Here is a 25047-nt window from a genome sequence, read left to right on the forward strand (position 1 = left end):
AGGAAACCTCACTGGCCTACCCTTCCGTCGATGCGCTCGCGCAACAGGTCGGCGTGCCCGCAGTGGCGGGCGTACTCCTCGATCCTGTGCACCATCAGTTCCCGAACTGAGGTCCCGTCCTTCCCCAGACGCTCGCTCAGATCCGGGTGCCTGGCCAGCGCGGCGTCGGTCTCGGCCTGCTCACAATCCAGAGCGGAGTACGCAGCATCGACCTCGGCCTGCTCGGCGACGGCTCCGTCGAAGTCCGCGTCCTTCTCGCCGTACAGCTTCACCAGTGGATCACCGTCGCTGATCCAGTTCCGCCAGTCCCGTTCCACTTCGGCGAGGTGTCGAAGCAGACCGAGCAGCGACATCGTCGACGGCGGAACCGACCGACGGGCCAACTGTTCCGCATCCAGACCCTCGCACTTCATCCGCAGGGTCATGCGGTAGTCCGCCAGGAAGTCCCGCAGCGTCGCGAGCTCGCCGTCCGAACTGACTCCTTCGCTGTTGCGCGGGTCGTCGTCCGGGTCAGCCCACATGTCGGGGTGGACGGTTGCTCGGCTCCATCGACCGGGTTGATCACTCATGCGTTCCATGTTCGGCCATGAGAGCCCAAGTTGACCAGTGATTTTCCCAAAGGCGATCACCTCCAGACTCCGTTGAGGACCCGGGGCAGGTGTGCCCCCGTCCGGCTCGCCCATGCCGAGCATGCCGCTCATGTGCCCCACGTACCCGGCCACCTGGGCGAACGCGCTCGGGTCGCAGCCGAGTTGCTTGTGCGCTTCGATCCGACCGAGGCGGGCGTACAGCAATGGCCGATGCGGATTCGGTCAGTGATAGTCAACGCTTATGCGCGCTGGTCGAATTGATGCTCGGAAAGTACGTTGGTTGCGTCCTGTCGGCATGCCAGTGTCATAGGCGCGACGAACAGCGGACCGGTGATCACGAAGGAGGTAGGCAGCGCCTATAAGCTGTGGAACGCCGACGATGGAGCCGCCATCGGCACGATCCCGGGCGACACCGATTCCACGGCGGTCTTTCGGGGTGCCGAGCCCAGCTGTCGTCGTACAGACCAAAGCCAGCGGACAGACAGCCTCTGGGAGTGTCGGGTACCGGCGGACCGCTTGCTGGTCACACGACGATGCAGGTCATGGCCGCCCACAGCAGGGGCGAGTGCTCGATCCGGCCGCCGGCGCGCCAGCGGTTGAGCTGCTCGCGCTGCCAGCGGCCGAGCCGGTGTACGGGGTCGCGGTGCTCGTGGGCGGTGTCGACGGCGATGATCGCTTCCGACAGCGGGCGTACGGACTCGGCCAGGCCGGCCAGCCGGTGGAAGGCGAAGCTGGTGGGCAGTACCCAGCGGGTGGCGGTGACCAGCTCGGCACCGTTGTGGATCATCGCTGTCGCCAGGCCGAACGACTCGGCGAACCGCAGATCGCCGCCGCTCTCGCAGCCGATGAGGGCGACACGGGACGGCGCGGGCCAGATCCGCGCACCCGGCTCCCCGTCCGCGCGCAGGGGGAGCGTGCCGAGCAGGAGGTCCTTGGCGGACAGCGGCCGATGGGTGCGGATCGGCTCGGCCAGGCCGTCGGTCCCCTGTCCGCAGCACAGATGGAGCGTGCCGTCCTCGCTCTGCCCGCCCTCGACCGGCGCGCCGCTCACGTGCCCGACGTACATCAGTCTGCGTGCACCCTTGCGGAGCATGCCGCTCAGCCAGTCCCGGTCCAGGTCGGTGCGGCGGAATGCCTCGGCCGGGGTGGTGACGGACGGTACGACGGTGCCCGTGTCGAGGCGGCTCTGGACGAACGACAGCAGCTCCGGGTCCGAGTCGGGCGGTCCCAGGACCGAGCCGAGCGAGGAGTCGGCCCGGAATCCGGGCACCCGGGGGTCGAGGACGAGAACGACCGTGTCGGCGTCGGTGTCCGCGTCCGGCGTCGGACGCGCGGCCGGATCCTGCCGCTGCAACGACACCGGGGCGGTGGTCACGACGTCTGCCAGATCGATGAGCCGAACATCGTCGTCGTCGACGGCGAGCAGTTCCCAGGGGACCTGGGCGACCCGGGACGACGGCTGAATCCGTACCAGCGGACGGCCCGCCCCCGCCGACACCTGACGTATCTGCGTCGTCAGCCCCTCCGGCCACAGCGCCTCGGCCAGCACACGCGCGAGCCGGTGTTCGGTCCGGTGATCGGACATCGCTCCCGAGTCGAACGCTCGCCGTATCCCCTCCGCTCCGCCGCCCGCCCCAGGCAGCGCGGCGGCCAGCGCACCGACCGCCTGGTCGACTTCGTCACCGGGCCCGCGGCCGGTGCCGAATCCCCGGGCCCCGCCGGCCCACGTCCAGGTCATGAACAGGTCCCCGGCGTCGGCCAGCCGGACCTGGACCACCGGGCGGCTCGTCAGGTCGTCGGTGATCCAGAACGGCACCTCTTCCTCGCTCACGATCGGCCGGTGATAGCGGAACTCGGCCGCCGCGATGTACTCCTGGAGCGCGACGCGGCCGGATTCCGGCGGCATCCGCACCTTCGGCGGCGGTGCGACGCGCAGGCCGGCGGAGGCAGCGGCCTCCGCCGCCACCCCCCCGAGCATCATCGGGCCGTCGCCATGCCCGTATGCCTTCATGGCCGCACTCGGGAAGACCGATTCGGCGGAATCGGCCGACCCGGAGGGCGAGGTGCGCGTCGCCGACAGCGGCGTACGGTCCAGTGCCAGGGAGGCGCCCGCGCAGCGGTGTTCCACCAGTTCGAAGAGCAGTCCCTGGTCCTGTCGGCGTACGGCGAGGCGGAAGACCAACTGCATGGCGTCGTCCGCCAGTTCGAGCCACTGACTGCGCGCGTGGGCGGTGACGAAGTCGTAGCGGGCCGCCTCCAGGGCCAGCGCGGCGGGAAGGGCGAGGGAGAGCGCGGTGCCGATGGACTCCGTCTCGTGGTCGCCGTGGTGCGTGAGGTTCAGGTTGCGCTCAAGAGTTTTCGCGAGCATGAGGTCGACCTGTGCGCACCGCTCGTACACCTCCCGTGCCTGGTACACCTCGCGGGCCTCGTGGGCCAGCCGTTTCATCTCCTCGATGTCGCCCCGGTCATGGGCGTGCTGAGCGCCCAGCAGCATGGTGTCGGCGGCGGCGATCGAGGCGCCTATTCGTTCGAACCGGGCCAGGCTCGCCCCCAGCAGGTCGTCTGCGCCGGTGGTCTCGCCACGCCGGCCGGCGAGAAAGCCACGGGCCTGTTCACAGACCGCCAGGTCACCGAACCGCCCCTGCCGCTCGAAGACCGCGGATGCCTCGGCGAACAACCGCTCCGCGAGGTCGAGGTCGCCCCGGTGCATCGCGACGTACGCCCGGTGGGCGACCAGCGACTGCAATTCACCGGTGTCCCCCATCGCCCGGAAACCGTCCTCCGCGCGGGCGAAGTAGTCCTCGGCCGGATCGAACCGCCCTGTCGAGGCGCAGATCACGCCGAGGGCGGTCAGCAGCCGCGGCACGGTCTCCACGACAGACGCCGGCAGGGTGGACAGCAGCACCGAGGCCTGTTCCTCGGCCGCTCCCCACTCGCCCCGCTCCATCAGCAGATGCACCCGGTTCAGGCCGAGTTCGGAAGTACGCAGCCCCTCGGGATCGTCGAACTCGAGCAGCCGGACCGCCGCCTCGTCCAGACACCCCAGCGCCTCGTCCAGGCGCCCGGTCCTGCGCAGCAGGTCGGCCCTGGCGAGCAGCGTCTTCAGCCCGATTTCCAGCCACAGTTGACGACCGCGCGGCCCCATCGGCACCGACGCGATGCCGTCGAGCAGGCCGCGGGACCGCTCGACGGCTTCCTCCGCCCCGACCAGGTCAGTGGCGGTGAGCCGGACGCTCGCGATGTCGGACAGCAGGTGCGCCCGCAGGAACCGCACATCGGGCGAGTCCTCGATGGACTCGGCCACGGTGAGCAACTCCTCGTAGACGGCGCACGCGGCCCCGGAATCAGCAGCCAGCTGATGCTCCTCGGCCAGGGCGAAGCCGCTGTCGAACGGCTCCCCGTACAGTTGCGTCACCGCTGCGTTCTCCTCGTCCGGCATCCGTCAGTAGTCCTCACTGGTGGCAGCAGCGGCGATCTCGGCAAGGAACAGCCCCGAAGAAGCGTCGTGAGGCGACGCGTCGTACGCCAGGGGCTGTACCGCGGTTGCGAGTCGCCGCCGGACCAGCGCGCGGATCGCGTCGCGGTCTTCGCGGCCTTCGGGACCCGGACCCGGGTCGAATCCGGGCAGCAGTACACCCACCTCGAAATGCGGCGGCATCGCCCCGGCCGAGAGGTGCAGGTCCAGATCCGCCCGACCGGTCCACATGTCGTCCCGTCTGGCGAGGAACACCCGGTCCGATTGGCCACCGTTCACACGGACCTCCGCCACGAGGGGCGCACCGCCGGCGGGTGCCGCGACGTGCGCGACGACCTCGACCTCGATCCGCCGACGCGCGCCGAGTGCGCGAGCGGTCCAGGACACCGCGTGCTCGGAAGCGTCGACGAAGCCGGGCGGGTATCGGCGCCAGTCGTTGGTCCCCGAGCCCCGGGCGATCACCCGGCCGCCCGCAAGGAGCGGTTCGCCCGCCGCAAGTGCGTAGCCGTCGCGCCGTGCGAACAGCGCGCCGGGGCCGACCGGGGCACCGGCCGGACGGCGCTGGTCCAGGGATGAGCGGAGGCGGCGCAGCGCCGCCCCGTCCAGCCCGGCGCTGTCCGCCGCGTCGTCGATCAGCCGCAGGACGCTCTCCAGGTGGCGTGCCGTGTCCGCCGGCTGTGGTGCCGCGCGCCACCACTGGATCAGCGGGTCGAGGGCGGCCTGATGCTCCTCGATCAGTTCGGCCACGCAGTCATCGGGCTGATCACCGAAGTCGTCGAACAACTGCTGGCACCGGTGGGTGAGCGCGGCCAGCTCCAGACCGAGCACGTCCGGTTCGAGCGCCGGTATCCCGTCCTCGTACGACGCCGGCCACCACCGGGACGCCCAGTGCCCGAAGCCGAGCCGGGCGGCGCCGCCCGCGAGCGGGGTCATGCCCGCCGTCACCCGAACACCGGTCGGCTCCCCTGCCGCGCAGGCGTGCACGGCGGCGGCGGTGCGCTCGCCGTAGACCGCCCACAGCCACTGCTGCGCCCGCCCCGCGTCATGCACCTCCGCCACTGGCAGACCCGGTTCCCCGAGGACGGGCCAGACCAGAACCGCGCCCGCCACGTCGAGAACGGCCCCGGTGAAGCCGGAACCCACGGCGACCGCGTCGCTGCCGTCCTCGGCCCGGTTGACGACAGGGCCGGCGGCGACCCGGATCGTGCCGTCCCCGCCCCTCGCGACATGGACGTCGATGCCGGCCTGCGCCATCACGCGCTGCTCCGCTCGGCCGCTTCCGCGGCGGTCGCCGACAGCGTGCGCAGCGCCGACCGGACCCTGGCGCGGTGGTCCATCATCACCGAGCGGGCGACCCCGTCGAGCACCGCCCAGGCCGACGCGATGTCGCCCAGCGGTGCGTCGCGGACATCCCGCCCGTGCAGCCGCACCCACAGCCGACGCATATAGGCAGACCAGGGGGTACGGAGGTCCTGGGCGAGGGCGTCCAGGACGCCGCCGTCCGGGTCGGGGCGGGGAGAAACGGTCATCCGGCGTGCACGAAGAGCCGAAGCCTCCCGTCGCCAGCGGCTGTTGACGGCCCGGTGTGCCGCTGTCCGCCCCAGCGCGGAATCCCCGCTGCCCAGCGGATCGAGACCGACCGCGAGCCGGCCGCCGAGGACCACGGCGGCGCGCAGGCTCTCGTCGTACAGACCGAGCGGAGCGCAACTGCGTCCGACCTCCCGCCCCACGAGCTCAGGCACCGTCGGCAGTTCCTCGCGCCGGGCCGACGACTGCAGAACGACGAAGAGCCGCTCGAAGAGCGTGCGGTCCAGCGGCGCGGGAAGCGTGGCCGTCGAAGCACCCCGCCCGGCCTCCGGACACGGCGGCACCTGCCACGCGGTCAGCCCCAGATGCACCGGGAGATCGTCGCGGCCCCAGACACCGCTCGCCTCCGCCCACAGGGCCCGGCCGAACAATCCTCCGTGTCCCGCCTCGACCATGGCCGTGTACTCCGGCGAGTTCCGCGACCGCCCCGGCGCGCCGCAGGCTTCCAGCACCTCGGCCGCCAGCACGACCGCCGCGACCGCGTCGGCGGCCGGGGCCGGCTGATGACTCTCCCACGCGGTGGCCAGCTCCCCATCGAGCCGGGCGCGCCGGACAGCGTCCGCCAGGTGATCTTTCAGCACTTCCACCGTGCGTCCGCCGGCCGCGCCGGCCACGTCCTCCACCACCGCCCTGGCCACCGTGTCCGCACCGGCCGAGGGCCTTCCGTGCTCGGTGGCCAGCTCGAAGCAGCGCTGGAAGTACAGATCCTGGGGGTTGCCCGCCACGATGCCCAGAGCCCGGCGGGTCCTCTTGAGCAGCGTGAACCACTGTGCCGTCGCCTCAAGACGCGCACCTGACTCCCGGATCAGCGCGTCCAGGCGCGCGGCCTGCGCCGGTCCGAGGAAGTCGACCGCGAGTTCAGGATGCGTCGCGGGCCTGATGATCAGCGGCAGCACGATCAGCTTGACGGTCCGGGTCAATGGTGCGCCACCGGGGCCGCTCAGCGACTCCAGCCCCGGCCCGAGGCCACGCCAGGCCCGGTCGATGACCATGGCGCGCGGTCGGCGCTCGCCGGTCTGCTGGCTCGGAGGCGGCATGTGAGGAGAGTACGTCGTCCGGAACGGGCGGGCGAACCTGGGATCGGTAGGTGTCCCCGGCCGCTAGCGTCCACACCGTCAGGCCGGGCCGACGGCGAGGAGGGAACCGATGACCAGGACGGTCAACCGCGCGGCATCGGCCGTGGGACGGTCACCTCGGTCGCCGGGCAACCCGTCAGCCGCCCCGGCGGATCGTCGTACGAGGCGACCGTCCAACGGCCTTTCCCCGCCGGCCTGACCGGCCGCCTCCAGGTCGGCCGCGTCGTCACCGTCCCGTACCTGCCGGTCGCCGAGAACGAGGTCTCCCTCCGGCTGCCAGCCAACCCCCGTGTCCGAACCGCACCGGACATCACCACAAGGAGAGCCGTCATGGGAATCTTCAGGAAACGTCGCCGGAACCGCGAGGAACGGGCGGCCGAGATCGCCGGCAAGGTGGCCAGCGGCAAAGGCTTCTACGGCCGCGCCACGCGTGCGTTCCTCGGGAACGAGGACTTCACCAGAGTCCAGCAGTCGATCGGTGCGTACAACTCCGGCCTGGACGTCCGGCAGTTGCTCGCCATGGGAGCGCCGACCGTACCCGCCGTCGTCGTATCGATCAGCGACACCGGCAAACTGGTCAACTTCGAGCCGGTCGTCGACCTGGTCCTGCAACCGTCCGGGACCACCGACCGGATCACCCTCCAGACCATCGTCTCCAAACTGCGGATCCCCCGCACCGGCGACCAGGTGCTGCTGGTGTCCGACCCCGCCCGGCCCGGCGGATACCTCTACGCCGGGGACGGCGTGGCACCGTGACCCCGACACCGTTGCACGAGGCGCCGGCGACCGATTCCGTCCTGCTCTCCTTCGACGGCCGGGTGCTGGAGGTGTTCGGCTACACCGACGCCGCCCGGCACCACATCTGGGAGGAGCCTCGTCTGGAGTTCCGACCCGGCCGAAGCCGCAGACTGACGATCACCACCAAGCACGGCAGACGCCACTCCATCCCGTACGACCCGCACCGGCTCGTCGGCCTGCAAGCCCTGGCGGACCGGCTGGCGCGGAGCCGACCCGAGGGCTCGGAGCACTGACATGGCCGACGACGGGGACAGGGACGAGACCGGCCCCGAGCCAACGCAGATGGCGCAGATATCGCGGGTCGGCCTGGGGGAAACCACATCCCTGTGCATCAGTGCCGCGGTGATGTGCCTGTGCGGTCCGGTCATGCTGGGCTTCGCCGTCCTCACCGGCGCGGAGCTCATGGTCATGGGCATCGTGTTCACGGTGGTCTTTGTTCCCCTGGGCCTGGGGCTCTGCGGCAACGCTGTCGTGGAGAGAGAGCACAACCGGCGGCTCGACGCCGTCGGGGTTCCGGCGACCGCGGAGATCACCGACCTGACCGACTTCGACTGGAGCGGGGAGGAATCCGGCGTCACGGTCGGTCTACGGGTCAGCGGGCCGGGGTTGCGGACGTTCGAGACGACCTGGAAGCGCACGCACCATCCCGCCCTGCGCGTAGGTCTTCGGCTCCCAGCCGTCGTCGACCCGTCCGGCGGCCGGTTCCGTGTCGAGTTCTGAGCGGGCTCGCCCGCGGAGGGGGCAGCGGTGACTGCGCGGCGGCGAAGTCTGCTCAGGGGTCCTAGTCGTAGGTGGGGAAGATGAGCAGTTACGAGGTACTGGGGCTGTGGTGGGTGGTGCCCGCGGGGCTGGCGCTGCTCGGCTACGGGCGCTCGCTCGCCGGGGTGACCCGGGCCCAGCGAGCGGTATGGGTCAAGGCGCGGATCGTAGAAGTGGAGCAGCCGGCCCACGGCGACTCCAAGAGGCCCGGGATACCGGTGACGATCGCGTTCCAGGACCCGGCCACCGGGCAGGAGTTCACCCTGCCGAACGCAGGCAAGCACGGCGACGCGGTCCAGGAAGCCTGGGTAGGCAGGGAACTTGACGTGCGCTACCCATCCGGGCAACCGCACCGGTTCCTCATCGTGATCGACACCGCGGGCGAGAAGAGCGGACGCAAGGGCCCCGACTGCGCGGTCGTCCTGCTCCTCATCGGGCTGGTGATCCATGCGACCGTCGTCTGGGGCTACCCGTGGGCACTGCTCGGCTTCGGTGCCCTGCTGACCGCCCTCGCGGCGATCAGCCCCGACATTCGCATGGTGCGCGCCCGCAACGCCCTGCTGGCCTCGGCCGTCGCCGTCCCGGCGCGTGTCGTGGCCGTCACCAAGGACATCTACACCGACGGAGAGGCCGGCGAGATCGTCAACCACGCCCCCGTCGTCACCTTCACCACCCGTCAGGGCACCCATGTCACTGTGCTGTCCCGCGACGGCATCCCCGAACCGGGCCTGTCCCTCGGCCGCGACCTCACCATCCACTACGCCCCCAAGGACCCGGCCGTCTACACGCCCGACCCCGCAGCCGACCGCCGCTCCGGAGCGAAGAGCATCGCCTTCATCGTCACCCTCCTGCTCACCGGAACAGCGGCGATCGTGACCGGCGCGGCCACGCTGTGACGCCTCAGGCCTCGTCGCAGGGCGAGGCACCGGCACCGCCCGCGTCGCCGGGTACCGCTGCCAGGGCTACGCCTCGCAGGTCAGCGCCGCCTGGACCTTCCAGCCCCGGCAGACCCAAACATCCGCGCCGTGGTCATCAACATCCGCGCCGTGGTCATCGCCGACCTCCATCGGCACCGCATGGGCGGCCAACCCATCTGGAAGCCAAGGGCCATCGGCCAGGGCTGGGCCGGGCTGGGCTGACAGCCTCGACGGACTCGCCCACGCGCACGGAGTCGACATCGAGTGACAACATCGTCGGCTCGCTCAGCCACGACTGCAGATCTCAGTCCCCGACATACTTCTTCCTGGCCACACACAACCCTAGTGACGGCACCTCGTGCCGAACGCGCACACCAAGCACCGACGATGCACGGAACCTCGGAACAGAAGGCCCACACATCATGCACTCTCGCCCCCCTGTCCCCCGTCGTGGTGCTCTCGCCACACTGGCCGGGCTCGCGGCCTTGCCACTCTCCGGATGCACGGCCACGCCGGATGCCGCCTCCCCGAGTCCGTCGGGCACGACTCCACCCGCCACCGTGCCCGCCGCATCGGCACCGGTCGATCCGCATACGGAGCACGCATTCGGCGAAATGGAGCGGAACTTCGACGCCCGGTTGGGGGTGTACGCCCTCGACACCGGCAGCGGCCGGACCGTCACCCACCGGCCCGACGAACGCTTCGCCTACGCCTCCACCTGCAAGGCGTTGCTTGCCGCCGCCATGCTGGACAAGCACTCCCTCCGGCAGATGGACCGGCTCGTGCGTTACGGCCGCGACGATCTCATCAGCAACTCGCCGATCGCTGAGAAGCACGTCGCCACCGGACTGACCCTGCGTGAGTTGTGCGACGCCGCCATCCGCTACAGCGACAATGCCGCGGCCAACCTCCTCTTCCACGAACTGGGCGGCCCTCGGGGCCTGCAGGACGCTCTCCGCGCGCTCGGTGACGACGTCACCCGCTGCGACCGCTACGAAGCCGACCTCAGCGAGGCCGCCCCCGGTGACCTCCGTGACACCAGCACACCCCGCGCCCTGGCCACGGATCTGAAAGCGTACGTCCTCGGCACCACGCTCCCCGCGGACAAGCGGGCTGTGCTGACCGACTGGCTCAAGCGCAACACGACCGGCGACAACACCATCCGCGCAGGCGCCCCCGACGGGTGGCAGGTCGGGGACAAGACCGGCACTGGAGGCTACGGCACACGCAACGACATCGCCATCGTCTGGCCCCCGGGCGCCGCCCCCGTCGCCCTCGCCGTCCTCTCCCGCCGCGACACCAAGAACGCCGAACGCGACGACGCGCTCATCGCCCGCGCCGCCGAGGTCGCCCTCGAAGCAATTGCCCGGGGCTCGCAGTCACGGCCCGGTTGAGAGGCCCTGGTCGCACCCGGCCGGGGAATCTCCGCAGGAGCGTGATGGCGAGCTCGGCCTTCAGTCGGCCGGCTTCGCGGCAAGAACGCTCCACGCCGATCACGAGATCACCCCGTACGGCAGGACGAGGAGCACACGACGGTGGCCGGCCCGGAGTTCCGGGCCGGCCACCGCCGCGCGTCGGGACGGTGCTACTCCTCGTACACGGTGGTGCGTGTCAGCCGAAAAGCGCAGCGTCTCCCGGAAGGAGAAGAGCACCACCAGTGCGGACACCAGCGCCAGCCCCATCAGGTGGAAGCGGCGTTTCGAAGGACCCGCCCCACGGCGCCTGACATCGGCCTCGACATTCGTACAGGCGTCCCGCATTCCCCCCGCCGTCACCCGTTACGGCGAGCCAGAAGCCCCGTGTCTGGAGCATCCGTGCCATTCGATGACCTGCTGGAGGACACGATGAATCCTGTACCCGCCCCGCGCATCAGCCCATCGGATTCGAACAACGGCGGCCCGTCCCGGCTATCCCCACCTCGGGGTACAGCAGGTTGACACCTTCGACCGCCGTTCAGCACGCCCGGATACGAGGTGGAGGGCATGAGTGAGGAGTCCGTTGACCAGACGAAGAACGGCGACGAGGTCTCGGAGTCCGAACGCCTCCTGTTCGGCGAGGAGTTGGCATACGACATCGGCTCGAACCGGCACCAGGGGGCGTGGCTCGCCCTCGACCTGTGGGCAATGGCCCGTACGCTGCCGAAACCGATTGCGCGGGACTTGCCCTCGTGCGCACTTCAACTCCTAGCCTCCTGAGGCATGGAGACAGAGACGAAGAGCAGGAACCTGGGGCGCGACGGCATCGCGGTCAGTGCGCTCGGCTTCGGGTGCTGGGCCATCGGCGGCGAGTGGGCGGACCCGGACGGCAATCCGCTCGGCTGGGGCAAGGTCGAGGACGAGGAGTCCGTCGCGGCGGTCCGGCGGGCACTGGAGCTCGGCGTGACGTTCTTCGACACGGCCGACGTGTACGGGACCGGGCATAGCGAACGGATTCTCGCCCGGGCTCTAGCCGGGCGCCGTGATGACGTCGTCATCGCCACCAAGTGGGGCAATCGCTTCGACGAGCAGGCCCGCACGCTGATCGGGGGCGACAGCTCCCCCACGTACGCCCGCGATGCGCTCGTCGCCTCACTGCGCAGGCTCGGCACCGACCGGATCGACCTCTACCAGCTGCATCTGTCCGACGCGCCGCTCGACGAAGCCGCAGAACTCCGCGATGCCTGCGAGGGGTTCGTGGCCGAGGGGTTGATCCGGGCCTACGCCTGGAGCACCGACGACCCGGTGCGCGCCGCACTGTTCGCGGAGGGCGCGCACTGCGTCGCCGTGCAGCACGCCTGCAATGTGCTGGAGGACGCGCCGGAGATGCTCGCACTCTGCACGGAGCGGGGGCTCGCGAGCATCAACCGCAGCCCGCTCGCGATGGGGCTGCTCACCGGCGCGTACGGACCCGAACGGCGCGGCGGAACGGGTGACATCCGGGCCACCCCGCCGGCCTGGCTGCGGTGGTTCGGGGCGGGCGGGACCGCAGCGCCCGAGTGGGCGGCGCGGGTCGATGCCGTACGCGAGGTCCTGACCGCGGACGGACGCACCCTCGCGCAGGGCGCCCTCGCCTGGCTCTGGGCCCGCAGCCCGCACACCGTGCCGATCCCCGGATTCCGGACGGTCGCCCAGGCGGAGGAGAACGCCGGGGCGCTGGCCCACGGGCCGCTGCGGGAGGAGCAGTTGACGGAGATCGCAACGCTGCTGGCCTGACGAGGGCGGCCGGCACCCCGCCGCCTGGCAGGCCGGCCGGCGGGGTGCCGGCCGGCACGCGAGGCGGCTCGTCGCCCTGCCGCGTCAGGCGTCCGCCGCATACCGCCAGAAGTCCCGCATCAGCTCGGGCGACGTCGGTCCGGTCATCTCCAACTGGCTGAGCATGATGGTGACCGCGCCCGTGGACGCGGTGAGGTGGGCCATCGCCCTCCGTGCCGCCGACACGGCCCGCAGCGCCCCGGCACGTTCCACGGATCAGCCTTTTCCACATCCACGGAGCCGCCGAAGCCCCAGCCCTGACCCTCGACGAACAGCGCACCGGCCTTGCTCTGGGCCGGGGCAAGTTGGTCGGTGGTCATCTGCCGCACCGATGCGGGGCACAGCAGTCCGCCGCCGTCGGCGAGCAGCATCCGGGCGAACGCCAGCCAGTCGTCGACCGTGGAGACCAGTCCGCCCGCCCCCGGACGTAAACGCGGGCAACGCTGCTCCACCGCCCGACGGGGGCGTCCACCAGCTGCGCGTCACCGTTCGCAACGACTCCGGGCGTCAAGATCAGGACCTTGGAAAGAGAGTGGGCTTCGAGGCGTTCTTCGATCTGTCCGGCCAGGAGTCTGCGCTGGTCAAGGGCGGCGGTGAGGAAGCCGGCCAGGCTCGGAACGATCAGTGCGGCCGCCCGGGGCCCGGAGCCGGTCAAACGTCAACTGCGCCGCCGCAGGGTATTCCTGTGGGGGACGAGTTTCGCAGCCCGGCGTGACCTTGCACCGGCACATGACGTAATGGGACGAAACGGCAATCGGTGGACCAGGTGTGCAGAACCCCGAATGCCCCAGGCACACTCTGTTTGTCGCAGTCACATCGTCAAGAGGAAGATTCACGCATGATTACGCTCAAGAAGGAAGACGGCCCGGCGGATCTGGACGGAGTGACCCATCTGTCCATCGGAGTGTCCTGGGATCCCACCGCCGGCAGCAGCGGTGGGGTGATGGGCATGCTCCGCCGCAAGTCCGGTACCGACCTCGACCTGATCGCCATCGCGATGCAAGGCGGGGATCCAGTGCGTCTGGCGGGCCTCGACTCCCTCGATCCCATGGGTAACGGCTCCTTGGTTCACAGCGGCGACAACCAGACCGGGCACGGGGACGGCGACGACGAGACGGTGACGGTCGAGTTCGCGCGGATACCGTCCAACATCACGTCGATAGTGTTCGTCGCCGCCGCCTACAAGAAGGGCAGTTCCTTCCAGAAGGCACGCAACATCAGCTTCAAGGTGTACGACGCCACCGGGGGCAGCTCCCAGCAGGTCGCCGACATCTGGCCGAGCCTGCTCACCCAGGACAACGGCTGCGCCGTGGCCAAGGCCATACGCGTCAGCGACAGCTGGAAGCTCGAAGTGATCAATACGACGGGGAAGATCAAGCAGGGCAACGAGCACGCCCTGATGCGCTTCGCCGTCAGCAAGTAGCGCGCAATGGCCAGCCCGGTCCCGGTCTACTACTGCTCGGTCGGCCGCCGGGCGGTCGCGCGTTCACCGGCGCCGACCGGCCCCGTTCCGTAGGCGGCAAAGACGGCTTGACCTCGGTCGCAGAGTCCGAGTTGACCGTTGACGTCGATCGGCCCGCGACTCGGGCAGGGCGTTGCGGATCGGCGGGCCGGTCCTGGGCCGCGCCTGCGGTCACCTGGCGCTCGACGCCGTTGGGGCCCTCGGCCATGCCGTAGACAACGGCGAAGTACCCGGCGCCGGACTTTCCGTTGACGGTACCGCCTGGGGCAGCGACCGCCACGTCCGTGTATCCGTCACCGTCGAATTCGGCCCGCGTGGACGCCGCGGCGCCGACGGCGAGGGCGCGCCATGCCATAACACCCTCGTTCGACAATGGAAGGTCGCTTGCCTCGACTCGCCTCCACCGTGCGCCATGAGGCGGTCTGTCACGGGCGACGGAACCCGGTGTGACGGCGCCTCGTGCACGGCACGCCTGCGCGCAGCTCCTGGACCCCGCGGCGCCGATGTCCGACGTCTGCCACGGCTCCACGGCCCCGCCCGGGGGTCCCGGGACGAAACGCTCTGTCAGGACGCTTCACCGACGGCAGGGGCTGCCGGCAGGGCCTGCTCCACCCAAATGGTCTTGCCGGTGGGCGTGTAGCGCGTGCCCCACTGCTGCGCGATCTGGGCGACGATGAACAGGCCGCGGCCACTCTCGTCGTCAGCCGCGGCGTGGCGCAGATGGGGTGAGGTGTGCCCTGTGTCGGCAACCTCGCAAATGAGGGTTTGGTCGCGGATGAGCCGGACGTGGATCGGCCCGGCGGCGTAGCGGATGGCGTTGGTGACCAACTCGCTGACGATGAGTTCGGTGGTGAACGACAGCTCGTCCAATCCCCACGCTCCGAGTTGCCCCGTGGCCATGGTACGGGCGTTGCCGACCATCGCCGGTTCCGCGGCCAGTTCCCACACGGCCACCCGTTGATCGTCGAGCATCCGTGTCCGTACGAGGAGCAGCACCGCGTCGTCGTTCGCCGGCCCCGGCACCAGGGTCGCGACTGCGCGATCACAGAGTTCTTCCAAGGGACGCCGGGACTGGGCGAGGATTTCGGCGAGCAGGCCGAGTCCGACGTCGAGGTCGTCGACGGCCGCCTGGACGAGGCCGTCGGTGAAGAGGGCGACAAGGCTGCCCCGCGGCAGCTGGAATTCCGCGGTCTCGTAGGGCAGACCGCTCAGTCCCAGCGGAGGGCCCGGCGGGAGCTCGGGGTAGGTGGCGACGCCGCTGTCCGGCAGGACGACCGCAGCCAGCGCATGGCCGGCACGTGCCATGCTGCACTGTCCCGACACCGGGTCGTACACCGCGTACAGGCACGTCACCCCCAGGGCTTCGTCATCCCCGGGCCGCACGCCGCCTGCGCCCTGAGCGGCCACCTGCTCCTTGGCTGTCTGGCCGACCAGGTCGCCCAGGCGCGAGAGGAGCTCGTCCGGGGCGAGGTCCAGGCGGGCGAGGACACGTACGCCGGTGCGCAGGCGCCCCATGGTGGCGGCGGCGAGCAGTCCGTGGCCGATCACCTCCCCGACGACCAGGCCGACACGCGTGCCCGACAGCGGGATGACGTCGAACCAGTCACCGCCTACCCCGGACCGGCTGTCTGCGGGCACGTAGCGGCTCGCCATCTCGACAGCGGTCCGCTGCGGCAGCCGGTGAGGCAGCAGGATGCGTTGAAGCCTGAGGGCCGCGGTGTGTTCGCGCGTGACGACCAGCATCAGCACGACGCCGAGCAACAGGAATCCGAGGCCCACGACGGTCACCCCGCCCGTCTGCCCGATGAACGGCAGATCGATGGAGGTCGCACCGTACTCGGGGTCGGCGTAGACGCCGAAGGCGGCGTAGCAGAAGAGGAAGAGCATCGTCAGCCCGCCCAGACCCGGCAGCAGGCCCTTGAACAGGAAGTCCCGGCTGCTGCGGGTGAGCACCTTGCGGAAGTACCAGACACAGGCGAAGCCGGTGAGGCCGTAGTAGAACGCGATCGCGAGGCCGACCGACCCGATGGAGTCGGCCAGGACGTTGCGGCTGAATGCCGTCAGGAGGACGAAGAAGCCGACGGAGGCCAGGCCCAGGCTGACGGTCGACCATGTCGGGGTGAGGTATCTGCGGTGCACGCGGGCGAATCGCGAGGGGATGGTCTTGTGCGCGGCCATGGAGAAGACGGTCCGGGCCATCGGGAGGATGGTGGTCTGGGTGGAGGCCGCCGCAGAGGTCAGCACCATGAGGATCAGCAGCTTGGAGAGGGCGGGCCCGAGGCCCTGGCCGCCGAAGACGGCGTTGCCCAGGCCCGAGAGCACGTCGCCCTCGTTCGCCTTGTTGCCCAGCCCGATTCCGGCGGAGCCGATTCCGGCGAAGGCCTGCGCCGAGGTGGCGACCAGGGCGTAGAGGACCAGCAGGAGCACAACGGAGATGACGGCGGCGCGCCCGGGGATGCGCGTGCTGTCCGCGGTCTCCTCGTTGACCGTGACGGCGGTGTCCCAGCCCCAGTAGATGAAGACGGCCGCGAGGATGCCCGAGGTCAGTGCTTCGACCGATGGCACGTGGAAGGGGTTGAACCAGGAGGCGGAGACATGGATCGCCGTCTCGGGGGAACCGGTGTAGACCTTGACCAGGGCGGTGACGGCGAACAGCACCAGTACGGCCACCTCGATGAACAGGAGCCAGCACTGAACGGCAGCCGAGATCTTGATGCCGACATAGCAGATCGCGGTCATCACGACGATCCAGACGACGCCCGCGATGGTGGTCCACACCCTGCTTTGGGTGAGTGAGTCGTAGCCCAGGAGCCGGAAACTGTAGATGCCGGCGATCTCGGCGAGGTTCGCCATGACGATGATGTCGGCGACGATGATGCCCCAGCCGCCCATCCAGCCGGTGCGCGGGCCGAAGGCACGGGTCGCCCAGGTGAAGGTGGTCCCGCAGTCGGCATTGCTCGCGTTGAGTTCCTTGTAGGCGTACGCGATCAGCAGCATCGGGACGAACGCCAGCATCGTGATGACCGGGGCCTGCGGGCCGACGGCCGCCACGATGAGGCCGAGCGTGGCCGCGAGGCTGTACGCCGGGGCGGTGGACGCCAGGCCGATGGCAACGGAGGACCACGGTCCCAGGGCACCGGATTTGAGCCCTTTCCTACCCGCGCCTGAGCCGAGCGCGAGCCGCGAGTCGGACGCAGCACGGCTACGGGAGAGCTTCACACCGGATGCCAACCTCCTCATTTGCCTTCCGATCACCATTTTCACCGCAGGCGAGAAGGCCTGCCACGGGAGACCGGCTGGATGATCTCCGCCGCGATCAGCAGGACCAGTGGTACCGGACTGCCGAGCGTCCAGTCCGGCGGGGCCGCGGCGCTGCCTCGGCGAGCGCGGCACCGTACAGGAGGGCGGCCCGGTGGCCGCTGACGACGCGGGCAGGGCCACCGTGACGCCGGTCCGGTCGTGGCGCTGGCTCCGGTGACACGCGCAGCCGCCTGCCGTCCGTCAGCCAAGCCCTCTCCGGCCCGCCAACCGTGCTGGGATACCGGCGGGGCCGGGGAAAATGGGGGTGTCCGACGCTGCGAGGAGACCGGCGCAAGCGAAGGCCGGCAGGAGGTCCCGCGCCGGTTGGCAGGCGGAGGGAGTGCCTTGCATGGACAGCTTCGAATCCTTCCGGGCCGACATCAGCCCGACTGCGCCCCGAGCGTTCACGCCTGGGTGGGCTGCTGGATCTGCTGACCGTTGCCGCGGTGGTGCTGGACGCCGGCTTCCATACGTCGAGGAGCTGGTAGGACTCTGCTCGACGGCCCTGACTGGGTCCGGTGGCGCGGCAGCCGGCCGCCCTGTGCGTTCGTGCCGGGTGACGCCGCCAAGTGCCGCCCGGTGCCTCGTCCGCCCTGGACTTGGACAAGGAAGTCTCCACGGGCGCCGGAACCGTCGTCGCCCCGGCCTGTGCGGCGATCCCGGCGGCTTCGGCGATCTTCTCGGCGACCAGGGACGGTACGAGCACCGCGGCAGCCGGACAGCCAGCCCGCCGAGAGCCGAGAACGGCCCGGGCAGCCACGGACATGATGACGGGACCCGGATCGGCCCGCAGAACCTATTCGGCGAGCAGGCCGCCCGGCCAACCCGCGGGGGCTGACCGGAACCTCTTCGGTTTCTACGGCACCGTAGAAATTCAGTGCACGGCCGCAGAAGTTCCTGTGGCGTTCCACTCGGCGATCACAGCTCGTCCGTGCTCGGTGGAGAGCCGGCTGACCGTCCCCGTCGCCAGCTGGAACAGCCGTCCGTCCGCGGCGGGCAGCCCGAGGCGACGCGCCGTGAGCACCCGCAGGAAGTGGGCGTGGGCCACGAGCACCACGTCACCGCTGTCGAGTGCCGTCCCGATGCGGTTCAGCACGCGGTCGGCGCGCTGTCCCACCTCGATCGGCGACTCGCCCGGATGACCGGCCGCACCGCGCGGCACCCCGGCGTTCCACAGGTACCAGTCGGGCCTGGTGCGATGTATCTCAAGGGTCGTCACGCCTTCGTACGCCCCGTAGTCCCACTCGTGCAGATCGGGCTCGGGCACGACGTCGTGCAGGCCCGCGAGTTCCGCTGTCCGCACGGCGCGGCCCAGCGGGCTGGTGAGCGCGAGGGCGAAGGACCGCCCGGCGAGCAGCGGGGCGAGGGACTTGGCCTGCTCCTCGCCGCGCTGGGTGAGGGGCAGGTCGGTCCAGCTGGTGTGCCGGCCCGACACGCTCCACTCGGTTTCGCCGTGGCGGACCAGCAGGAGGTCGCCCATGGCGGTTACTTCGCCGACTCGACGGCGTGGCCGCCGAACTGGTTGCGCAGCGCGGCAATCATCTTCATCTGCGGGGAGTCGTCCTGCCGCGAGGCGAAACGCGCGAAGAGCGACGCTGTGATCGCGGGCAGCGGCACCGCGTTGTCTATCGCCGCCTCGACGGTCCAGCGGCCCTCGCCGGAGTCCTCCGCGTAGCCGCGCAGATTCTCCAGATGCTCGTCGTCGTCAAGGGCGTTGACGGCCAGGTCGAGCAGCCAGGAGCGGATGACCGTGCCCTCCTGCCAGGAGCGGAAGACCTCGCGCACATCGGTGACGGAGTCGGCCTTCTCCAGCAGCTCCCAGCCCTCGGCGTAGGCCTGCATCATGGCGTACTCGATGCCGTTGTGGACCATCTTCGCGAAGTGGCCGGCGCCGACCCTGCCCGCATGGACGAAGCCGGCGTCGCCCTCGGGCTTGAGCGCGTCGAAGATGGGCTGGACCTTCGCGATGTGCTCGGCGTCGCCGCCCACCATCAGCGCGTAGCCGTTCTGGAGACCCCAGACACCACCCGAGACGCCCGCGTCTACGAAGCCTATGCCCTTGGCCGCCAGCTCCTCGGCGTGCTTCTCGTCGTCCGTCCAGCGGGAGTTGCCGCCGTCGACGACGGTGTCGCCGGCTTCCAGGAGGTCGCCGAGCTCGTCGATGACGGACTGGGTCGGGCCGCCCGCGGGCACCATCACCCAGACCACACGCGGGCCTTCGACCTTCTCGACCAGTTCGGCCAGACTGCTCACGTCGGCGAGGTCCGGGTTGCGGTCGTAGCCGATGACGGTGTGGCCCGCGCGGCGGATCCGCTCGCGCATGCTGGCGCCCATCTTGCCGAGGCCGATCAGGCCCAATTGCATCGTTGTCATGCTATTTCACTTCTTCCGGAGAGTGCGGTACGCGGCCACGAGGGCAGCGGTGGAGGGATCGAGGCCGGGGACGTCCGCTCCTTCGGTGAGCGCGGGTTCCACGCGCCTGGCGAGGACCTTGCCCAGCTCGACACCCCACTGGTCGAAGGAGTCGATGCTCCAGATCGCGCCCTGCACGAACACCTTGTGCTCGTACAGCGCGATCAGCTGGCCGAGGACCGAGGGGGTCAACTCGCTTGCCAGGATGGTCGTGGTGGGATGGTTGCCGCGGAACGTGCGGTGCGCCACCTGCTCCTCGGGCACGCCTTCGGCGCGCACCTCGTCGCTCGTCCTGCCGAAGGCGAGCGCCTGGCCCTGTGCGAACAGGTTGGCCATCAACAGGTCGTGCTGGTCCTTGAGTTCGGGGCTCAGTTGGTCGACCGGGTTGGCGAAGCCGATCAGGTCGGCCGGGATGGCCTTCGTGCCCTGGTGGAGCAACTGGTAGTAAGCGTGCTGCCCATTGGTGCCGGGCGTGCCCCACACCACGGGGCCGGTCTGCCACTCCACCGCATTGCCGTCGCGATCCACCGACTTGCCATTGGACTCCATGTCCAGCTGCTGCAAGTACGCGGTGAACTTCGACAGGTAGTGCGAGTACGGCAGCACCGCGTGCGACTGGGCGCCGAAGAACGAGCCGTACCAGACGCCCAACAGGCCGAGCAGCAAGGGCGCATTGGACGCGACGGGTGCGGTTCGGAAGTGCTCGTCGACGAGGTGGAAGCCGTCGAGCATCTCGCGGAACCGGTCCGGACCGATGGCGATCATCAGCGACAGGCCAATGGCCGAGTCGTACGAGTAGCGCCCGCCGACCCAGTCCCAGAATTCGAACATGTTGGCCGTGTCGATGCCGAAGTCCGCTACCTTCTCGGCGTTCGTCGACAACGCCACGAAGTGCTTCGCGACCGCCTTCTCTCCCCCACCCTCGACTTCGTTCGAGCGGGAGGCGTCCCCATCGTCGAGCCCGGCAAGGAGCCAGGACCGCGCCGACGTGGCGTTGGTGATCGTCTCGATGGTCGTGAAGGTCTTGGACGCGACGATGAACAGCGTCTCCGCCGGATCCAGGTCCCGTACGGCCTCGTACAGATCGGCGCCGTCCACGTTCGAGACGAACCGTACGGTCAGCGAGCGGTCGGTGAAGGCCCGCAGCGCCTCGTATGCCATCGCGGGGCCGAGATCCGACCCACCGATGCCGATATTGACGACATTGCGGATCCGCTTTCCGGTGTGCCCGGTCCACTCGCCCGAGCGGACGCGCTCGGAGAAGTCGGCCATCTTGTCGAGCACGGCATGAACGGCCGGGACGACGTTTCGACCGTCGACCTCGACGACGGCGTCGCGCGGGGCGCGCAGCGCGGTGTGCAGTACGGCACGCTGCTCGGTGACGTTGATCTTTTCGCCGCGGAACATGGCGTCCCGCAGCCCGAACACGTCGGTCACGGTGGCGAGGTCCTGGAGCAGGGCGAGGGTCTCGTCCGTGATCAGGTGCTTGGAGTAGTCGATGCGCAGATCGCCGGCCCGCACGGTGTAGCGCTCCGCACGAGCGGGGTCGGCGGCGAACAGGTCACGCAGCTGCGGGTGGCGCAGCTCCCCTGCGCGGTGGTCCTCAAGGGCCGTCCACTCCGGGCGGTGCGTGAGCTTGGGGGAGTCAGACATGACGGGGGTTCTCCTTGGTGCCGTCCCCGCGCAGGGCGACGGCGTACATCTCGTCCGCGTCGAGGCGGCGCAGCTCTTCGGCGATCAACTCGGAGGTGCTGCGCACCTTCAGGGCCAGGGTGCGCGAGGGCTGACCCGGCAGGGACAGGGTGGCCAGTGGACCGTCGGGGCGGTCGATCACGATCTCGCCGCTCTCGGTGCCGAGCCGTACGGCCGTCACGACCGGCCCGGCGGTGACGATGCGCTCGACCGGGACCTCGAGCCGGGCCTCCAGCCAGCGGGCCAGCAACTCGGCGCTCGGGTTCTCGGCCTCGCTCTCCACGGCGGCCGACACGACCTTCTTGCGGGCCTGGTCCAGCGCCGCGGCCAGCATCGAGCGCCACGGCGTCAGCCGGGTCCACGCCAGGTCGGTGTCGCCGGGCGCGTACGAGGAGGCGCGGGCCTCCAGGGTGACGAGTGGGGCCTCGACGGCGTACAAGTCGGTGATCCGCCGCTGTGCCAGGGCGCCCAACGGATCCTTGGCCGGGACGTCGGGCGCGTCCACCGGCCACCAGACGACGACCGGCGCGTCCGGCAGCAGCAGCGGCAGGACCACCGAGTCGGCGTGGTCGGAGACCTCACCGTACGTCCGCAGGACGACCGTCTCGCCGGTGCCCGCGTCCGAGCCGACCCGCACCTCCGCGTCCAGGCGGGAGTTCGTGCGGTCGCGCGGGGCGCGTGCGACGCGTTTGATGACGACCAGGGTGCGCGAGGGGTGCTCGCGTGAAGCCTCCTCGGCCGCCTTGATCGAGTCGTACGCGTTCTCCTCGTCGGTCACGATGACCATCGTGAGGACCATGCCCACGGCAGGAGTGCCGATAGCGCGGCGCCCCTGCACGAGCGCCTTGTTGATCTTGCTTGCCGTGGTGTCGGTCAGATCGATCTTCATGGCCTGCGCCAGCTCCGTCCGTCTCGTGCGAGCATCTCGTGTGCTTCTTCGGGACCCCAGCTGCCCGAGGCGTAAGGCGCGGGCTTGCCGTGCGCCTCCCAGTACCCCTCGATCGGGTCGAGGATCTTCCAGGACTCTTCCACCTCCTGATGACGGGGAAAGAGATTGGCATCGCCGAGCAGGACGTCCAGGATGAGGCGTTCGTACGCCTCCGGGCTGGACTCGGTGAAGGATTCGCCGTACGCGAAGTCCATCGTGACGTCCCGGATCTCCATCGACGTGCCCGGCACCTTCGATCCGAAGCGCACCGTCATGCCCTCGTCGGGCTGGACACGGATGACGATCGCGTTCGCGCCGAGCTCCTCGGTGGCGGTCGAGTCGAAGGGGGAGTGGGGCGCGCGCTGGAAGACGACCGCGATCTCGGTGACGCGGCGGCCGAGGCGCTTTCCGGTGCGGAGATAGAAGGGAACGCCCGCCCAGCGGCGGTTGTCGACCTCCAGTTTGACGGCCGCGTAGGTATCGGTTGTCGACTTGGGGTCGATGCCGTCCTCCTGCAGATAGCCGCGCACCTTCTCGCCGCCCTGCCAGCTCGCCACGTACTGCCCGCGCACGGTGTGCTCGCCCAGGTTCTCCGGCAGCTTCACGGCCTTGAGGACCTTCAGCTTCTCGGTGAGCAGCGACTCCGCGTCGAAGGCGGCCGGCTCCTCCATGGCGGTGAGCGCCATGAGCTGGAGGAGGTGGTTCTGGATGACGTCACGGGCCGAGCCGATGCCGTCGTAGTAACCGGCGCGGCCGCCGATGCCGATGTCCTCGGCCATCGTGATCTGCACGTGGTCGACGTAACTGCGGTTCCAGACAGGCTCGTACATCTGGTTGGCGAAGCGAAGCGCCAGGATGTTCTGGACCGTCTCCTTGCCGAGGTAGTGGTCGATACGGAACACCTGGTCCGGGTCGAACACCTCGTGCACGATCGCGTTCAGCTCGCGCGCGCTGGCCAGGTCGTGGCCGAACGGCTTCTCGATGACCGCACGCCGCCAGGAACCCTCCGGCGCGTCCGCGAGACCGTGCTTCTTGAGCTGCCGGACGACCTTCGGGAAGAACTTCGGTGGTACGGAGAGGTAGAAGGCGTAGTTGCCACTGGTGCCCCGGGACGCGTCCAACTCATCGACTTCGGCACGAAGTTGCTTGAACGCCGTGTCGTCGTCGAAGTCGCCCGGGATGAACCGCATGCCCTCGGCCAGCTGCTGCCAGACCTCCTCGCGGAACTCCGTGCGGGCGTGCTCGCGCACCGAGTCGTGCACCACCTGCGCGAAGTCCTGGTCCTCCCACTCGCGCCGGGCGAATCCGAGGAGCGAGAAGCCCGGCGGGAGCAGGCCCCGGTTGGCGAGGTCGTACACGGCGGGCATCAGCTTCTTGCGGGAGAGGTCGCCGGTGACGCCGAAGATGACGAGGCCGGAGGGGCCCGCGATTCGAGGAAGGCGGCGGTCGCGGGGATCGCGGAGCGGGTTGCTCCAGTCGAGGGCCGGGACGGTGGCGCTCCTGTCGGCCGTGACGTCACCGGATTCCTCCGTCGCGTCGCCCGGTTCCCGGGCCGCGTCACCGGATCCGGCGCTCATGCCGCCCGGTTCCACGGCCGCGTCACCAGATCCCTCCGCCGCGGTGTGCGCATCCTGCGCGGCACCGTCGGGAAGCGTCTCGCGCTCACTCATTCCCCTTCAACTCCCTTGCTGTTCAGCGAGATCGCAACCGCGCCCAGCAGGTCTTCCCAGGCCGCCTCGAACTTCGAGACGCCCTCGTCCTCCAACTGCTTCACGACCTCGTCGTACGAGATCCCGAGCCGCTCGACGGCTGCGAGGTCGGCGCGGGCCTGGGCGTAGCCGCCGGTCACCGAGTCGCCATGGACGTCGCCGTGGTCGGCTGTGGCGTCGAGGGTCGCCTCCGGCATGGTGTTGACCGTGCCGGGCGCGACCAGCTCGTCGACGTACAGGGTGTCCTTGTACGCGGGGTCCTTGACGCCCGTCGACGCCCACAGGGGGCGCTGCTTGTTGGCGCTCGCGGTGGCGAGGACGGTCCAGCGGTCGGCGGCGAAGACGTCCTCGTACGCCTCGTACGCGAGACGGGCGTTGGCGAGCGCGGCCTTGCCCTTGAGCGCGAGCGCCTCGGCCGTGCCAACCTTCGCAAGGCGCTTGTCGATCTCGCTGTCGACGCGGGAGACGAAGAACGAGGCGACCGAGTGGATGGTGGACAGGTCGATGCCCGCTGCCTGCGCCTTCTCCAGGCCCGCCAGGTACGCGTTCATGACCTCGTGGTAGCGCTCCAGCGAGAAGATCAGCGTGACGTTGACACTGATGCCGAGGCCGATGACCTCGGTGATCGCCGGGAGACCGGCCTTCGTCGCCGGGATCTTGATCATCACGTTCGGGCGGTCGACCAGCCATCCGAGCTGCTTGGCCTCGGCGACTGTCGCCGCGGTGTTGTGGGCGAGGCGCGGGTCGACCTCGATGGAGACCCGGCCGTCACGGCCGCCGGTCGCGACGTACACGGGCCGCAGGATGTCGGCGGCGGCGCGAACGTCGTCGGTGGTCATCATGCGGACGGCCTCGTCGACCGTGACGCCGCGTACGGCGAGGTCGGCCAGCTGCTCCTCGTACCCCTCTCCGGAGCCGATGGCGGCCTGGAAGATGGAGGGGTTGGTGGTGACGCCCACCACGTGCTTCCGCTCGATGAGTTCGGCGAGGTTTCCGGATGTGATCCGCTTGCGGGACAGATCGTCCAGCCAGACGGAAACGCCTTCCTCGGAGAGGGCGTTGAGGGGTTCGGCGGTGTTGCTCACAGTGATCATCTTCTCTCTGGCGGTCTG

General features: G+C 69.9%; 22 protein-coding genes and 1 pseudogene. 8 read left to right on the top strand and 15 right to left on the bottom strand.

The features are described from left to right. Window positions 1–8 precede the first annotated feature (8 nt). The 4 genes from OG609_RS01955 to OG609_RS01970 all read right to left on the bottom strand — a co-directional run bounded on the left by OG609_RS01955 (window position 9) and on the right by OG609_RS01970 (window position 6689). Window positions 9–578 (bottom strand): DinB family protein, encoded by a 570-nt coding sequence (locus OG609_RS01955; protein WP_327271136.1) that lies wholly within the window; start codon window positions 576–578, stop codon window positions 9–11. A gap of 535 nt (window positions 579–1113) precedes the next feature. After that, window positions 1114–4029 carry a hypothetical protein gene (locus OG609_RS01960; protein WP_327271137.1) on the bottom strand — a complete coding sequence of 972 codons (2916 nt, stop codon included), beginning with the start codon at window positions 4027–4029 and terminating at the stop codon, window positions 1114–1116. 3 nt (window positions 4030–4032) lie between these two features. After that, complete coding sequence (locus tag OG609_RS01965; protein WP_327277912.1) at window positions 4033–5319, bottom strand: hypothetical protein; 1287 nt, start codon at window positions 5317–5319, stop codon at window positions 4033–4035. Next, entirely contained in the window at window positions 5319–6689 is a 1371-nt protein-coding gene (locus tag OG609_RS01970) for a hypothetical protein (RefSeq protein ID WP_327271138.1), read from the bottom strand. The genes OG609_RS01965 and OG609_RS01970 overlap by 1 nt, the downstream gene beginning before the upstream one ends. A gap of 369 nt (window positions 6690–7058) precedes the next feature. Between OG609_RS01970 and OG609_RS01975 the strand changes: the two genes are divergently transcribed. From OG609_RS01975 to bla, 5 genes are all read left to right on the top strand, one after another. Then, complete coding sequence (locus OG609_RS01975) at window positions 7059–7484, top strand: hypothetical protein (protein ID WP_327271139.1); 426 nt, start codon at window positions 7059–7061, stop codon at window positions 7482–7484. Next, a complete protein-coding gene (locus OG609_RS01980; RefSeq protein WP_327271140.1) occupies window positions 7481–7759 on the top strand; it encodes a hypothetical protein in 279 nt (92 codons plus the stop codon). The genes OG609_RS01975 and OG609_RS01980 overlap by 4 nt, the downstream gene beginning before the upstream one ends. 1 nt (window position 7760) lies before the next feature. Then, window positions 7761–8246: a hypothetical protein gene (locus tag OG609_RS01985; protein ID WP_327271141.1), complete on the top strand. Its 486-nt coding sequence runs from the start codon at window positions 7761–7763 to the stop codon at window positions 8244–8246. A gap of 80 nt (window positions 8247–8326) precedes the next feature. Next, window positions 8327–9181, top strand: a complete 855-nt coding sequence (locus tag OG609_RS01990; RefSeq protein WP_327271142.1) for a DUF3592 domain-containing protein — start codon at window positions 8327–8329, stop codon at window positions 9179–9181. A gap of 443 nt (window positions 9182–9624) precedes the next feature. Further along, window positions 9625–10596 (top strand): class A beta-lactamase, encoded by a 972-nt coding sequence (bla, locus tag OG609_RS01995; protein ID WP_327271143.1) that lies wholly within the window; start codon window positions 9625–9627, stop codon window positions 10594–10596. Window positions 10597–10695: 99 nt separating this feature from the next. Here bla and OG609_RS02000 read toward each other — a convergent pair whose 3' ends face one another. After that, entirely contained in the window at window positions 10696–10962 is a 267-nt protein-coding gene (locus tag OG609_RS02000) for a hypothetical protein (RefSeq protein ID WP_327271144.1), read from the bottom strand. A gap of 222 nt (window positions 10963–11184) precedes the next feature. On the opposite strand from OG609_RS02000, the gene OG609_RS02005 reads away from it, so the two are divergent. Together OG609_RS02005 and OG609_RS02010 are read left to right on the top strand one after the other, a co-directional pair. Next, window positions 11185–11397 carry a hypothetical protein gene (locus tag OG609_RS02005; protein WP_327271145.1) on the top strand — a complete coding sequence of 71 codons (213 nt, stop codon included), beginning with the start codon at window positions 11185–11187 and terminating at the stop codon, window positions 11395–11397. A gap of 3 nt (window positions 11398–11400) precedes the next feature. Beyond that, window positions 11401–12393 (top strand): aldo/keto reductase, encoded by a 993-nt coding sequence (locus tag OG609_RS02010; RefSeq protein WP_327271146.1) that lies wholly within the window; start codon window positions 11401–11403, stop codon window positions 12391–12393. 84 nt (window positions 12394–12477) lie between these two features. On the opposite strand, the gene OG609_RS45980 is transcribed toward OG609_RS02010, so the two are convergent. Both OG609_RS45980 and OG609_RS45985 read right to left on the bottom strand, forming a co-directional pair. Next, window positions 12478–12645, bottom strand: coding sequence for a hypothetical protein (locus OG609_RS45980; protein ID WP_385656055.1), 168 nt, complete (start codon window positions 12643–12645; stop codon window positions 12478–12480). A 256-nt stretch (window positions 12646–12901) separates the two neighbouring features. Next, window positions 12902–13087 (bottom strand): annotated as a pseudogene (locus tag OG609_RS45985) (IS110 family transposase); the annotation flags it as partial. 183 nt (window positions 13088–13270) lie between these two features. On the opposite strand from OG609_RS45985, the gene OG609_RS02020 reads away from it, so the two are divergent. Then, entirely contained in the window at window positions 13271–13855 is a 585-nt protein-coding gene (locus OG609_RS02020) for a TerD family protein (RefSeq protein ID WP_327271147.1), read from the top strand. Here the strand turns inward: OG609_RS02020 and OG609_RS02025 are convergent. From OG609_RS02025 to tal, 8 genes are all read right to left on the bottom strand, one after another. After that, window positions 13845–14249, bottom strand: a complete 405-nt coding sequence (locus OG609_RS02025) for an FG-GAP repeat protein (RefSeq protein WP_327271148.1) — start codon at window positions 14247–14249, stop codon at window positions 13845–13847. The genes OG609_RS02020 and OG609_RS02025 overlap by 11 nt on opposite strands. 209 nt (window positions 14250–14458) lie before the next feature. Then, window positions 14459–17113, bottom strand: a complete 2655-nt coding sequence (locus OG609_RS02030) for an amino acid permease (RefSeq protein ID WP_327271149.1) — start codon at window positions 17111–17113, stop codon at window positions 14459–14461. 955 nt (window positions 17114–18068) lie between these two features. Beyond that, window positions 18069–18674 (bottom strand): histidine phosphatase family protein, encoded by a 606-nt coding sequence (locus OG609_RS02035; RefSeq protein WP_327271150.1) that lies wholly within the window; start codon window positions 18672–18674, stop codon window positions 18069–18071. Between the two features lie 5 nt (window positions 18675–18679). After that, a complete protein-coding gene (gene gnd, locus OG609_RS02040) occupies window positions 18680–19558 on the bottom strand; it encodes a phosphogluconate dehydrogenase (NAD(+)-dependent, decarboxylating) (protein ID WP_327277913.1) in 879 nt (292 codons plus the stop codon). Window positions 19559–19573: 15 nt separating this feature from the next. Beyond that, on the bottom strand, window positions 19574–21259 hold the full coding sequence (gene pgi / locus OG609_RS02045; RefSeq protein ID WP_327271151.1) for a glucose-6-phosphate isomerase: 1686 nt from the start codon (window positions 21257–21259) through the stop codon (window positions 19574–19576). Next, window positions 21252–22187 (bottom strand): glucose-6-phosphate dehydrogenase assembly protein OpcA, encoded by a 936-nt coding sequence (gene opcA / locus OG609_RS02050; protein WP_327271152.1) that lies wholly within the window; start codon window positions 22185–22187, stop codon window positions 21252–21254. Before opcA ends, pgi begins: the two co-directional genes overlap by 8 nt. Then, window positions 22184–23896, bottom strand: a complete 1713-nt coding sequence (zwf, locus tag OG609_RS02055; protein WP_327271153.1) for a glucose-6-phosphate dehydrogenase — start codon at window positions 23894–23896, stop codon at window positions 22184–22186. The genes opcA and zwf overlap by 4 nt, the downstream gene beginning before the upstream one ends. Beyond that, window positions 23893–25029 (bottom strand): transaldolase, encoded by a 1137-nt coding sequence (gene tal, locus OG609_RS02060; RefSeq protein WP_327271154.1) that lies wholly within the window; start codon window positions 25027–25029, stop codon window positions 23893–23895. Before tal ends, zwf begins: the two co-directional genes overlap by 4 nt. Window positions 25030–25047: the final 18 nt, after the last annotated feature.

The sequence above is a fragment of the Streptomyces sp. NBC_01224 genome (assembly GCF_036002945.1).
Taxonomy (GTDB): Bacteria; Actinomycetota; Actinomycetes; order Streptomycetales; family Streptomycetaceae; genus Streptomyces.